8 protein-coding genes are annotated in these 12,572 nt (G+C 62.9%); 2 read left to right on the top strand and 6 right to left on the bottom strand.

The features are described from left to right. Positions 1 to 96: 96 nt before the first annotated feature. From ACF8GF_RS00680 to dkgB, 4 genes are all read right to left on the bottom strand, one after another. On the bottom strand, positions 97 to 870 hold the full coding sequence (locus ACF8GF_RS00680) for a helix-turn-helix domain-containing protein (RefSeq protein WP_176683910.1): 774 nt from the start codon (positions 868 to 870) through the stop codon (positions 97 to 99). 36 nt (positions 871 to 906) lie between these two features. Continuing rightward, complete coding sequence (locus ACF8GF_RS00675) at positions 907 to 2,139, bottom strand: MFS transporter (RefSeq protein WP_392487494.1); 1,233 nt, start codon at positions 2,137 to 2,139, stop codon at positions 907 to 909. A 240-nt stretch (positions 2,140 to 2,379) separates the two neighbouring features. Then, positions 2,380 to 3,552, bottom strand: coding sequence for an MFS transporter (locus ACF8GF_RS00670; RefSeq protein WP_370844328.1), 1,173 nt, complete (start codon positions 3,550 to 3,552; stop codon positions 2,380 to 2,382). Positions 3,553 to 3,572: 20 nt separating this feature from the next. Continuing rightward, on the bottom strand, positions 3,573 to 4,376 hold the full coding sequence (gene dkgB, locus ACF8GF_RS00665; RefSeq protein ID WP_064493404.1) for a 2,5-didehydrogluconate reductase DkgB: 804 nt from the start codon (positions 4,374 to 4,376) through the stop codon (positions 3,573 to 3,575). Between the two features lie 204 nt (positions 4,377 to 4,580). On the opposite strand from dkgB, the gene ACF8GF_RS00660 reads away from it, so the two are divergent. Beyond that, on the top strand, positions 4,581 to 8,768 hold the full coding sequence (locus tag ACF8GF_RS00660; RefSeq protein ID WP_392487493.1) for an NEL-type E3 ubiquitin ligase domain-containing protein: 4,188 nt from the start codon (positions 4,581 to 4,583) through the stop codon (positions 8,766 to 8,768). A 46-nt stretch (positions 8,769 to 8,814) separates the two neighbouring features. Here ACF8GF_RS00660 and ACF8GF_RS00655 read toward each other — a convergent pair whose 3' ends face one another. Both ACF8GF_RS00655 and ACF8GF_RS00650 read right to left on the bottom strand, forming a co-directional pair. Then, entirely contained in the window at positions 8,815 to 9,309 is a 495-nt protein-coding gene (locus tag ACF8GF_RS00655; protein WP_176683905.1) for a DUF934 domain-containing protein, read from the bottom strand. After that, complete coding sequence (locus tag ACF8GF_RS00650) at positions 9,293 to 10,945, bottom strand: nitrite/sulfite reductase (protein WP_176683904.1); 1,653 nt, start codon at positions 10,943 to 10,945, stop codon at positions 9,293 to 9,295. Before ACF8GF_RS00650 ends, ACF8GF_RS00655 begins: the two co-directional genes overlap by 17 nt. A 213-nt stretch (positions 10,946 to 11,158) precedes the next feature. Between ACF8GF_RS00650 and ACF8GF_RS00645 the strand changes: the two genes are divergently transcribed. Beyond that, positions 11,159 to 12,235 (top strand): ABC transporter substrate-binding protein, encoded by a 1,077-nt coding sequence (locus tag ACF8GF_RS00645; RefSeq protein WP_176683903.1) that lies wholly within the window; start codon positions 11,159 to 11,161, stop codon positions 12,233 to 12,235. The last annotated feature ends 337 nt before the right edge of the window (positions 12,236 to 12,572 follow it).

Here is a 12,572-nt window from a genome sequence, read left to right as displayed (position 1 = left end):
GCTTGGTGGGGATGCTGTGCAAGAACAGGCAGGGCGAGCCGTCAGCGGACAGCCCGTATGCCGCGGGCCAGTGCCAGCAAATGTGTGGACTTCAGGTTATTTGAAGAACTGACTGGGCGTGGTACCGAACTGACGCTTGAACATGCTGGCGAAGGCACTTGGGCTGTCATAGCCCAAGGCCCCCGCCACATCGATGATTCGCTCGCCCAGGGCAATCCGCTCCAGTGCCTGCATCAGCCGCGCCTGCTGGCGCCACTGGCCGAAGGTCATGCCGGTTTCCTTGCGGAACAACCGCTGGATGGTCTTTTCGTCCACCCCCAGTCGCAGGCCCCAGTCGGCAACCGTGGCGTTATCCTCGGGCCGTTCATGCAACGCCGTGCAGATCACCCGCAGGCGCTGGTCGCTGGGCTGCGACAGCTTCAGCGGCAAGGTCGGCAGTACGCAGATTTCGTCGAGGATCAGGCGCATGACCCGGGTTTCGCGCGAGTCCTCGGCAAACGGTGCGGTGAACCCCACCGAGGCCTTGATCAGTTCGCTGAGCAAGGGCGAGATGCTGATGGCCTTGCTCTGCAGGGGCAGGCCCGTTGCCGCGTCGATGCGCACGAACACACTGCGCATCTTCACGTCGCCGACACAGCGAATGGCATGTACCTGGCCGCAAGGCATCCACACGCCGCGGCTGGGTGGCACCGTCCAGCATTCGTTGCCGGACTCGACGATCATCAGGCCTTTGATGGCATAGATCAGTTGATGCTTGGTATGGCTATGGGGCTCGATGAACCAGTCGCTTGGGTAGTCTGTCGCACGGCTACCCACTTCCCAGGTCCACTCATCGACCTCCACCAACAATTCACGCTGCGGCTTTACCATCGTGACCTCATATCGGAGCAGCCTGGCAGCGCCACTTTAGCAGCAACGGCCAGGGCGGGCCCGCGAGCGGGTGGCCGGCAGCAAGGCGGTGGCCAACCCGAGTAGCGGCAGGAACGCGATGGCTTGGTACACCCATTCGATGCCATGCTGGTCGGCCAGTGTGCCCAGGCCGGCTGCACCCACGCCGCTGATGCCGAACATCAGCCCGAACATCACCCCCGAAACCATGCCGACCCGGCCTGGCACCGCCTCTTGGGCATACACCACCAGGGCAGCGAATGCCGAGGACATCACCAGGCCGATGGCCACCGCCAGTACGGCTGTCCAGGCGAGGTTGGCATGGGGCAGGGCCAGGGCGAAGGGCGCCACGCCGAGGAACGAGACCCAGATCACGGCCTTGCGCCCGATGCGATCACCCACCGGGCCACCGGCAAAGGTGCCCAGCGCAACGGCTGCGAGAAACACGAACAGGTACAGCTGGCTGTGCTGCACACTCAGGCCGAAATGCTCGATCAGGTAGAAGGTGAAGAAGTTGGTGAACGAAGCGATGTAGACGAACTTGGCGAACATCAGCACGGCGATCACCACCACCGCGCGCCACATGGCACCCCGCGACAGGCCAGGGGCCTGTTGGCCCGCGAAACTCTTGAGCCGGGCCTGGCCGTGGCGCACGCTCCAGCCCGTCACCCGCAGCAGCACCAGAACAGCCAGCGCAGCGGCCAGCATGAACCAGGCAATGGCCGGTTGCCCGTGCGGAATGATGATGGCAGCGGTGAGCAGCGGGCCGAGGGCCGAGCCGGTATTGCCGCCGACCTGGAAGGTTGATTGCGCGGTGCCGAAGCGCCCGCCGGAGGCCATTCTGGCCACCCGCGAGGCCTCTGGGTGGAAGGTGGCCGAACCCACGCCGACCACGGCGGCAGCCACCAGCAGCATTTCATAGCTGCCGGCAAAGGCGAGCAGGGCGATGCCCACCAGCGTCACCAACATGCCGGCAGGCAGCAGGTAGGGTTGTGGGTGCTTGTCGGTGAACATGCCGACCCAAGGTTGCAGCAGGGAAGCAGTCACCTGATACACCAAGGCGATCCAGCCGATCTGGGCGAAGCTCAGCGCGAAATCGCTTTTCAGCATGGGGTAAATCGACGGCAGTTCGGCTTGAATCAGGTCGTTGAGCAGGTGGGCGAATGCAGCCGCACCGACGATGCGCACGACAAAGCCCTGAGGCTGGTCGGCAGGCGTGGCGGCGGCTATGGAGGCGGCGGAGGTTGTCATGGGCAAGGTTCTTCTATGGCAAGGGAGCAAGGCGTTGCCGCAGCAGGTTATCCAGTGCCCAGGTGGCCTGTCTCACGCCGAACAGGCAGCCAATGTCGCGTTTCGGGCATCCGTGCCCACTGCCTGGCAAGAGAGCGGAGGCGCCCGGTATTCCATCATTACAGCGTGAGGAAATCAGGCGCGGCCCGTGTGCAGGAACGGCCTGGTGTCGCGATGGGCCGCTCCTGCAGGTGATTGCCTTCAGGCCATATCGGCTGCGGTCTTGCCGGCGACCTTGCTGCGCCCGCCCAGCCATACCAGCAACAGCCCCGCAGCCGCCAGCACACCTCCGGCCATTGGCACGGCGGCGTAGCCCAGGTTCAGGCTGATAACCGCACCGCCCAGCGCCGCGCCCACGGCGTTACCCAGGTTGAACGCACCCACGTTGATCGACGATGCCAGGCCTGGCGCCTCGATGGCGGCAGTCATTACACGCATTTGCAGCGGCGGTACCACGGCGAAGGTGAACATGCCCCAGACCAGCAGGGCGATGGCGGCGCCGATGTGGCTACCCAGTACCAGGGGCATCGCCAGCATGATCAGCGCCAGCACGGCGAGGAAGATCTTCGCCGCGCCATCCAGCGACCAGTCGGCCAGGCGGCCACCCAGGCTGTTGCCAAGGGTGAAGCCAACCCCGATCAGTACCAGCCCCAAGGTTACGAAGCTGTCCGAGGCGCCGGTCAGTTCGGCCAGCACCGGCGCCACGTAGGTGTACAAGGTGAACATGGCGCCGGCACCGAGCACGGTGGTGGCCATTGCCAGCAACACGCTGGGGCGGGCAATGACCGCCAGTTCCTTGCGCACATGCGGCACGCTGCCGCGTTCACCCTTGGGCAGGGCGTACCACAGTGCGGCCATGGCCAGCAGGCCGAGTACGGCGGTGCCGGCAAATGCCATGCGCCAGCCAATCTGCTGGCCGATCCAGGTGGCGGCCGGCACGCCGCCGATGTTGGCGATCGTCAGGCCCATGAACATGGTGGCCACGGCGCTGGCCTGTTTCTCCTTGGGCACCACGCTGGCTGCCACCACGGCTCCCAGGCCGAAGAACGCACCATGGTTGAGGCTGGTGACCAATCGCGAGGCGAGCAGGGTGTAGTAGTCCGGCGACAGTGACGACAGCAGGTTGCCAAGGGTGAAGATGGCCATCAGCGCCATCAGCGCAGCGCGCTTCCCAAAGCGGCTGAACAGCAGGGTCATGATCGGCGCGCCGACCATCACGCCAATGGCATAGGCGGTGATCAGCATGCCGGCGCTGGGGATGCTCACCTCCACGCCTTGGGCGATGACCGGCAGTAGACCCATCGGGGTGAACTCGGTAGTACCGATGCCAAAGGCACCAATGGCCAACGCGAAGAGCACGCGGCCGGGTCTCATTGTTTGAGCAGTCATCGGTGTCAGTCCCAGGTTGGCGCCAGGCCGTCAGGGCTGACCTCGCGGCCGTTGCGCTCCAGCTTGGCGATGCGTGCCATATCGTCGCTGTCCAGCTTCAGGCCACGGGCAAGCAGGTTGCTGGCCAGGTTTTCACGCTTGGTCGACGACGGGATCACGGCATAGCCCAGTTGCAGGGCCCAGGCCAGGGCAACCTGGGCGACGGTAGCCTTGTGCTTGGCGGCGATCTGGGCCAGTACCGGGTCTTTTAGCACTTTGCCGTAGGCCAGGGTCATGTACGAGGTCACGGTGATCCCTTGTTCCTTGAGGAACGCGGTCAGCTTGCTGTTCTGCAGGTAGGGGCTGAGCTCGATCTGGTTGGTGGCGATTTCCCCTTTGCCGACCACGGCAATGGCTTGCCTGGTCAGCTCGATGTTGAAGTTGGAAACGCCGATCTGGCGAGCCAGGCCTTGCTGCTTGGCGTCGGCCAGGGCCTTCATGTACTCGGGCAGTTCTACGCCGTTGCCCGGCGCTGGCCAGTGGATCAGCAGCAGGTCGACGTAGTCGGTGCGCAGTTTCTGCAAGCTGTCACGCAGGCTGGGGATCAGCTTGTCGGCGGCGTAGTTGTCGACCCAGATTTTGGTGGTGATGAACAGCTCGCTGCGCGGCACGCCGCTTTCGGCGATGGCCTGGCCCACTTCGGCTTCGTTCTTGTAGATCTGGGCGGTATCGATGACGCGGTAGCCGACTGCCAGGGCAGACTTGACCGAGTCGATGACGGTTTGGCCGGTGAGGCGGAAGGTGCCGAGGCCGAAGGAAGGAACGCTCATGGGGTTGCTCCTGAATAGGGGGAGGATCATGTGGTGCCCAGTGTGCAGGTTTGAACGGCAGCGAATAAGCCGCTATGGCGCCAAAGTCATTTGACCTGTAGGCACAAATACATTTTCAAGCTGTGCATTCACTACATAAATAGGGCCAGAGGGGATTGGAACCTTGTTCAGCTAGCGCTTTTTTATCAAGCGTTGAGGCTGCCCATGACCCCTTCCGTAATACCTGCCGATTCCATCGATGCGCTGATTGCCCGTCAGTTGCCAGGCTGGCTCAAGCGCGCGTCTGCCCAAGAGCTGACAGAGCTGCGCGCCGCTGCTTTGCGCCAACAGCGGGCGCAGGACCAAGTAGACGCCTGGTTAGGGGCCATAACCCCCTTGGATGAGTTCGCCGAGTCGTTGCTCAAAAGCGCACTTGAGGCCCATTCGATCAGGCAGGTAGACCTGCGCCAGGCTCAGCTCAGGCTGGTGACCCTGCAGCCAAAACCGTCGATATCACCTGCCTTGCCAAGTACTTCGACACGCATCGTCAGCACCCAGACGCTGCTCTCGGCGGCACTGCACAACTTCCACGAAAAGGAAATGCAGCCTGGCTGGTTCGCGACCGGGTCGCAGTTGGTCACTGCTAGCGGGCACCTGCTGCCGCTAAGTGCGCAAGCCTTTGTCCGCCTTTGCAGAGACCTTGATATCGGCGGGCGTTATCAAAGCCATTTGCAATCGAAGCTTGAAGGCGAGGGGGTGGCCGTCGAGAGCACCCTGGAGGAGGCGTTGAGCGCCAACCTGGCGCTTGCTGCAATCGCCGCAAGGATCAAGGGTGAAATCGATGAGCAGACCTGTCAGTGGATCAACCAGGTTGTGGGCACAGCGTCTTTCATGCCAGCCGACAACACCGTGTTGAAGTGTCACACCCTGCGGCTGTTGGGCAAGGAGGTCATTGGTGCACTGGTGATCGAAGTGCGTCAGAACGCCCGCCTGCTTGGTGTTATCGCGTGGTTGCCTGAGGACCCGTATGCCCCGGTGAGTTGGCACACCAGCTGGGAGCTGCTGTACATGACGCTTGGCATACGCTTGCGTAATGAGGCCTATCGGCGGTACTTCCAGCGCTTCGTCGCAGAGCGTGATCGCGTCACCTTCTGCGCGGCCCTGAACGCACTGCTCAGCCACGGTAATACTGTTCTTCCGCTTGAGCTGGATGGCCGCTGTTTTGCGATCGAGGGCGACGTGTTCGTCGCGCTGCGCCAAGCGCGGATCGAAAAAATGCTGGATGACGCGCGGGTATTGGCGGTTTCGACAGAGGATGAAGATGTCGCCGACCGCCGCGCACGTTTGCAGGGCTATCTGGATTTGGGGTTGAGCGTGGCAGGCCTGGCAGCGCTGTTTGTGCCTGTGTTGGGGCAGGCCCTGCTGGGGCTTACGGTGGTGCAACTGGCGGGTGAGGTGTACGAAGGCTACCAGGATTGGCAGTTGGGTGATCGCGACGCCGCATTGGGCCACTTGTTCAACGTGGCCGACACGGTTGTGATGGCGGCGGTGACGGCGGCCGGAGCGACGGCACTTGGCAAGCTGGCACAGCGAGTGGCGCGGGTGGATGCCATGGTGCCGGTAAGCTTGGGCGATGGCCAGTTGCGGCTGTGTGATCCGTCCTTGTCGGGCTATCAGCGTGAGGGCGTCGATCTGATGGTAGGCCAGGCCGTGAATGAAACTGGCCGTTCGCTGAGGCGCCTGCACGATGCTGTCTATGAGGTGAGCGAGGGGGACGATGGCGCATGGCGTATTCATCACCCATCAAGGCCAGGGGCGTATTCACCGGCACTTGAGCACAATGGTGCCGGGGGATGGGTGCATGAGTTCGAGCAACCGCAGCGTTGGCATGACCCCGCCTACATGGTGCGCCGCCTTGCCAGCCGCACGGCGCAGGTGCCCGATGAGGCGGTATCTGTAGCGCTGCAGACCACCGGTTTCGAGGCTGACTGCCTGCGCCGTTTGCTGTTGGAAAATGCGCCCGCGCCGGCACGCTTGCTCGATGCCATCGAACGCCAGCAATTGCACCGTGATTTCCCGATGTTGCGGGGTGACGCTTTCGAGGAGGTCTTCAACGAGCGACAGATCAATCCGCAAGCAGCGGACCGCGTATTGATGCGGGACTTCCCGGGCCTTTCCCACCGCTGCGCACGGGAAATCGTCGAGGGGGCCAGCAGCGTCGAGATGGAGAGCCTGACGGGTGCAGGCCGGGTACCCCTGGCCTTGGCGGAGCGTGCCCGCTGGGCAATACGCGACAGCCGGATAGACCGTGCCTGCGCAGGGTTGCGCCAGGCCGCCGCAGAAAATGACGATACCGGTAAGCTCGCGCTGGGCCTGATCGATGCCATCGCCCCTTGGTCGGCTGGGGTCAACGTTGAGCTGCCTGCCGCGGGCAGGGGTGGGTTGCTGCAGACGTTGAGACGACAGCTGGACAGCCGCCAGCGACAGTTGCTTGGTATTAGCCAGATGACGGATAACGCACTGGGTGAGCGGCTTGGGCGTGAGGCGCTCGCTGACCGTGAAGCGGCGGCCCGAATGATTGGGCTGGCCCGTGTGGGGCAGGGGATTCGCCCTCCTGTACGGTTGTTCGATGGGCGGTTGGGCTACCCGCTCAGTGGCCACCTGACAGGGACTCGCCAGGCACTGCGGCGCACGTTGAACCACGTGTATCCGGTGATGAGCAGTGAGCAGCTGGAGGCCTACCTGCAAGACCTGGCTTGGCGGGGAGTGGACCCCTGGAACCATGTGAGCCAACTGTTACAGGCCAAGGTCAGCCTCAAGCAGGCATTGCAAGCCTGGCGAAATGACGCAGGACTGAACATTGTTCGCCGCCTGCGTCGTATCAAGGTTGCCAGGCGTATTACGGCAAGCTGGCAGCGCTTTACCCCAGGGGAGATGGCGGGTGACTACCACCTGACCCTCGTGGGCGAGCGGGTGGGTGACCTGCCAGCGTTGCCTGATAATGTGAGTTTCGACCACATCACGCACCTGACCCTGCGCGATATGCAGGTGACGAGCCTTGATGCGGGCTTTCTTGGTCGCTTCAGCAAGGTGCGCAACCTGGACTTGCGGAACAACCAGCTGACGCGCCTTCCCGCAGGTATCGAGCAACTGACCGAACTGAGGACCCTGCGCCTTGGCGGCAACCAGATCGTGCTTTCCAGCGAGGATAACCTGCGTTTGAGCCAGCTTGTGGAGCTGCGCCGTTTGGAGCTCAACGGTAACCCGGTCGGCTTGCTGCCACCCTTGGCGTCTTTCCCCCTGCTGCGCCGGCTGTCCTTGCGCAACACCGGGCTGGGCGATCTGCCCGCTGATCTGGCCAGGCACGGTAATCTGGAGTTGCTGGACATGCGTGACAACCAGATCCAGACGCTGCCTGAAGCGCTGTCTTTAGTGCCGCTTCGCTTGTTGCGGGGCCTGGAGCTGCACGACAATCCACTCTCGGACGAAACCTTGCAGCGCTTGCAGTTGGCCAGGGCGTCGGCCGGGGCCGTTGAGCGTCGACGTGCAGCTCATGCCACTTCGATCCCGAACGCTGCAGCCCCTTGGTTTTCAGGATTCACGCCAGCCCAGCGCGAGGTGCGATTGGCGAGCTGGAACCGCTTGAGCCAGGAAGCCGGGGCGCAGGATCTGTTCCGCTTCTTCTCTGATTTACGCGCCCTGCGTGAATACGACGCACAACCGCGCGACCTGCAGGCCCGGGTGTGGCATATCCTCGAGGCCTGCGAGCAGCACGCTGAAGTACGTGCGAGCCTGTTCGAGCAAGTTGCCCGGCCGCGCAGTTGCAGTGACGAGTTGCTGCTGACGCTCAGCGAGCTGGAGGTTGGCGCGCTGGTCGCCAAGGCCGGTACAGCCGGTACCGGTTTACAGAAGGAGCGGGCGCTGGTCAGGCTGGGGCGTTCGTTGTTCCGCCTGGATAAAGTCAACGCAATTGCCGCGCGGCATATTGCGGATTACTTTTCGAACGATCCCGTTGAGGTTTACCTGACCTATCGCGTCAGGCTGGCAGATAGTCTCGACCTTCCCGTGCAGCCCAGCCATCTTTCGTACGAGAGTTTCAGTGGAGTTGGCCGTGAAGACCTGGACGCCGCGCGCAGCGAGGTGCTGCGGCAGGAAACGCCACAAGCCTTGGCTCAGGCGCTGGCAGATCGATCCTTCTGGCAGGACTATCTGCACGAGCAGCAGGCGGCGCGCTTCAGCCGCCTGGACGAGCCTTTTCAGCAGCGCCTGGATGCGTTGCTCGAACAATCGAAAACGCTGAGCGATGGCGACTATTTTGCCCAGGTCGAGCATATCTGCGCAGCGCGTGAGGTCGCGAAACGGCAGCTTTTGCTTGAATTGAGCCGAGAGGCAATCCAGCGCCACGGCCTGTGAACGAAACAGCCCGCCGAGAGGCGGGCTGTTCGCTGGGGTGGGACGGTCAGCGGCGGCGGAACAGCGGCAGCGGTTCGTCGGTGGCGGCCTGGTAGGTCACCGAGAAGTCCTTCAGGCCTTGCAGCGCGTCTTCCGGGTCCTTGTCGGCACGGATGGCGAATGCGTCGAAGCCGCAGCGGGCCATGAAGAACAGCTGGTCGCGCAGTACATCGCCGATGGCGCGCAGTTCGCCTTTGAACTTGTAGCGGTCACGCAGCAGGCGCGCATTGGAGTAGCTGCGGCCGTCGGTGAATGCCGGGAAGTTCAGGGCGATGACCTGGAAGTGGTGCACGTCTTCGCCGATTTCCTCCGCTTCCTGGTCGCTGTCCAGCCATACACCCAGGCCGCCATCGCGGGCCTTGAGCACATGGGCATGGTCGCGCCACATCTGCAGCGGGACGATGTAGTCGTCGCAGTTGGTCAGCTCGTCGAACGAGGTTTCCTTGGGCAGCAGGTGCCAGGTTTCGTCGACGATCTGGTTGTTCTTAATGATTCGCTGCATAGACGCGTTCCTTGAAGGGGTCGATGCCGATACGCTGGTAAGTGTCGATGAAACGCTCTTCCTCGGTACGTTGCTCGACGTACACGGCAATCAGCTTCTCGATCACATCGGCCATGTCATCCTGCGCGAAGGACGGGCCAAGGATCTTGCCCAGGCTTGCGCCGCGCGCGGCGTTGCCACCCAGCGACACCTGGTAGAACTCCTCACCCTTCTTGTCCACGCCGAGGATGCCGATGTGGCCCACGTGGTGGTGGCCGCAGGCGTTCATGCAGCCGGAGATGTTCAGGTCGATTTCGCCGATGTCGAACAGGTAGTCCAGGTCGTCGAAACGGCGCTGGATGGACTCGGCAATCGGGATCGACTTGGCGTTGGCCAGCGAGCAGTAGTCACCACCCGGGCAGCAGATGATGTCGGTCAGCAGGCCGATGTTCGGGGTGGCGAAGCCGCCCTCGCGCAGTTCCAGCCACAGCGCGTGCAGCTGGCGCTGCTCGACGTCGGCGAGGATGATGTTCTGCTCGTGCGAGGTGCGCAGGAAGCCGAAGCTGTAGCGTTCGGCCAGGTCGGCCACGGCGTCCAGCTGCTTGTCGGTCAAGTCACCCGGGGCAACACCGGTCGGCTTGAGTGACAGGGTCACAGCCACGTAACCCGGGCGTTTGTGGGCACGGGTGTTGCGCGAGCGCCAGCGGGCGAACCCTGGGTACTCGGCATCCAGTGCGGTGTAGTCGACGTTGTCGAGTGCGAGGTACTCGGGGTCGACGAAGTGGCGCGACACACGCTGCACTTCGGCCTCGGTCAGGGTGGTGCTGCCGCCTCGCAGGTGGACCATTTCGGCCTCGACCTTTTCGGCGAACACTTCCGGGGTAAGGGCCTTGACCAGGATCTTGATCCGCGCCTTGTACTTGTTGTCACGGCGACCGTAACGGTTGTACACGCGCAGGATGGCGTCGAGGTAGCTGATCAGGTCCTGCCACGGCAGGAACTCGTTGATGAACGAGCCCACCACCGGGGTACGGCCCAGGCCGCCACCGACCAGCACACGGAAGCCCAGTTCGCCGGCAGCGTTGCGCACCGGCTCCAGGCCGATGTCGTGCACTTCGATGGCCGCGCGGTCTTCCTGCGAGCCGTTGATGGCGATCTTGAACTTGCGTGGCAGGTAGGCGAATTCCGGGTGGAAGGTGGTCCACTGGCGGACGATTTCACACCATGGGCGCGGGTCGACGATTTCGTCTGCGGCCACACCGGCGAACTGGTCGGTGGTGGTGTTGCGCAGGCAGTTGCCGCTGGTCTGGATCGCGTGCATCTGCACGGTGGCCAGCTCGGCGAGAATGTCCGGGATGTCTTCCAGCGCCGGCCAGTTGTACTGCACGTTCTGGCGCGTGGAGATGTGGGCATAGCCCTTGTCGTAGTCGCGAGCGATCCTGGCCAGGGTGCGGACCTGGTTGGCGTTCAGCTGGCCGTACGGCACCGCGACACGCAGCATCGGCGCGAAACGTTGGATATAAAGGCCGTTCTGCAGGCGCAGAGGGCGGAATTCTTCTTCGCTCAGCTCACCGGCCAGGTAGCGGCGGGTCTGATCACGGAACTGCTTGACGCGGTCCTCGATGATCCGCTGATCGTACTCGTCGTATACGTACATAAAAGTCCTGTCTCAGGCATGCAGCTATTCGCGCGCACGGCCGCGCACTCCGGTACGGAGCCGGGGAACGATATCAGGTTGCAGTTATGCGCTAAAGTGATGTTTTTGCATATGAAAAGAACCAAATGGACTATGTGAGATTGACTGCCATTTGTGCGTTGAGCGTCGCCAGGCGTTTATAATCCGACGTTTGCTTCGCAGAGATGTGACCCCATGCTCAAGGCCCTGTGCCAAAGCTTGTGCCTTGTCTTGCCACTGATGGCAAATGCGCAACCGGCTTCGGTGGTGTTCCTCAACCCGGGGCTGTCCACCGAGACGTTCTGGACCAGCTACACCCGCTTCATGCAGGCCGCCGCGGACGAGCTGGGCATGACCCTGCAGGTGCAATACAGCGAGCGCCGCGCTGACCTGACACTGACTCAGGCCCGGGCGATCCTGAGCGCGCCGCACCGGCCCGATTACCTGGTACTGGTCAACGAGCAGTACGTGGCACCGGAAATCCTGCGCCTGTCGCGTGGCACCGGGGTGAAGCTGCTGCTGGTCAACAATGGCCTGACCACCAGCCAGCGCCTCAGCATCGAGGCTCAGCCCGACAAGTATGCCGAGCCGCTGGGTACCTTGATGAGCAACGACGAGCAGGCGGGCTACCAGATGTTGCACTCGATGCTCGCACAACTGCCTCGCAACGCAGGGCCGGTGGATCTGCTGGCCTTTGCCGGGGTCAAGACCACCCCGGCCTCGCAGTTGCGCGTTGAGGGCATGCGCCGAGCCCTGGCCGATTTCCCACAGGTGCGCTTGCGGCAGGTGGTATACGGCGGCTGGAACCGTCAGCGCGCCTATGAGCAAGCGACGCAGTTGCTGGAGCGTTACCCGGCCACCCGCCTGGTGTGGTCGGCCAATGACCAGATGGCTTTTGGTGCCATGCAGGCGTTCGAGGAGGCCGGGTACACGCCGGGGCGTGACGTGCTGTTCGGTGCCGTCAATAGCTCGCCCGAAGCCTTGCGCGCGCGTATCGATGGGCGCTTGAGCGTGCTGATGGGTGGACATTTCACCCTTGGCGGTTGGGCCATGGTGATGCTGCACGATGATGCCCACGGGCTGGCGTTGAACCGCGACGGCCTGCGCGAGCGCCGTGTTCCGGTATTGCAGGAAATCGATCAGGCCAAGGCAAGGCGTTGGCTGAAGCTACTGGAAAGGGACGACTACGGCGTCGATTTTCGGCGTTACAGCGCCGAAGGGCGACCGCCCGGTTACCGTTACCCGTTTCTGGCGTCACCGGTCGAATATTGAATGACCCTGCTTGAGGGAAGGGCATTGCTCGTCTTAACTGCTGGTGGTGAAGTGCATTCCCATAACCACTACAAGAGGCAATGCAATGGGAAACCCAACCAAGGTCCGCAAAGCTGACAGCAGTGTCGATGCCTGGGCGATCCTCTGCCTGATCGTTCTGGTGGTGGTCACTGCCGTGTATTGGGTCAGCCACCAGTGACTTGCAACTCAAGACCGTGATGTAGCAGGGCGCCTGCGGGAGGGAATCTCGCAGGCGCTTTATTAGTGCCTGTGGCCGCCTCTTCGCGGTGAAAACATATCCCTTGAGAATGGCGCAGTACCGTCGTAGGAGCGGGTT

Source organism: Pseudomonas sp. yb_5 (genome assembly GCF_043103865.1).
Lineage (GTDB): Bacteria > Pseudomonadota > Gammaproteobacteria > Pseudomonadales > Pseudomonadaceae > Aquipseudomonas > Aquipseudomonas putida_Y.
Note: the sequence above shows the minus strand (reverse complement) of the source record. Positions and strands in the feature narration are given on the sequence as shown.

Bases quoted from the DNA above. Each gene is read 5' to 3' on its own strand.
- ACF8GF_RS00680 (WP_176683910.1), bottom strand. From the start codon at position 870: ATGGTAAAGCCGCAGCGTGAATTGTTGGTGGAGGTCGATGAGTGGACC.
- ACF8GF_RS00675 (WP_392487494.1), bottom strand. From the start codon at position 2,139: ATGACAACCTCCGCCGCCTCCATAGCCGCCGCCACGCCTGCCGACCAG.
- ACF8GF_RS00670 (WP_370844328.1), bottom strand. From the start codon at position 3,552: ATGAGACCCGGCCGCGTGCTCTTCGCGTTGGCCATTGGTGCCTTTGGC.
- dkgB (WP_064493404.1), bottom strand. From the start codon at position 4,376: ATGAGCGTTCCTTCCTTCGGCCTCGGCACCTTCCGCCTCACCGGCCAA.
- ACF8GF_RS00660 (WP_392487493.1), top strand. From the start codon at position 4,581: ATGACCCCTTCCGTAATACCTGCCGATTCCATCGATGCGCTGATTGCC.
- ACF8GF_RS00655 (WP_176683905.1), bottom strand. From the start codon at position 9,309: ATGCAGCGAATCATTAAGAACAACCAGATCGTCGACGAAACCTGGCAC.
- ACF8GF_RS00650 (WP_176683904.1), bottom strand. From the start codon at position 10,945: ATGTACGTATACGACGAGTACGATCAGCGGATCATCGAGGACCGCGTC.
- ACF8GF_RS00645 (WP_176683903.1), top strand. From the start codon at position 11,159: ATGCTCAAGGCCCTGTGCCAAAGCTTGTGCCTTGTCTTGCCACTGATG.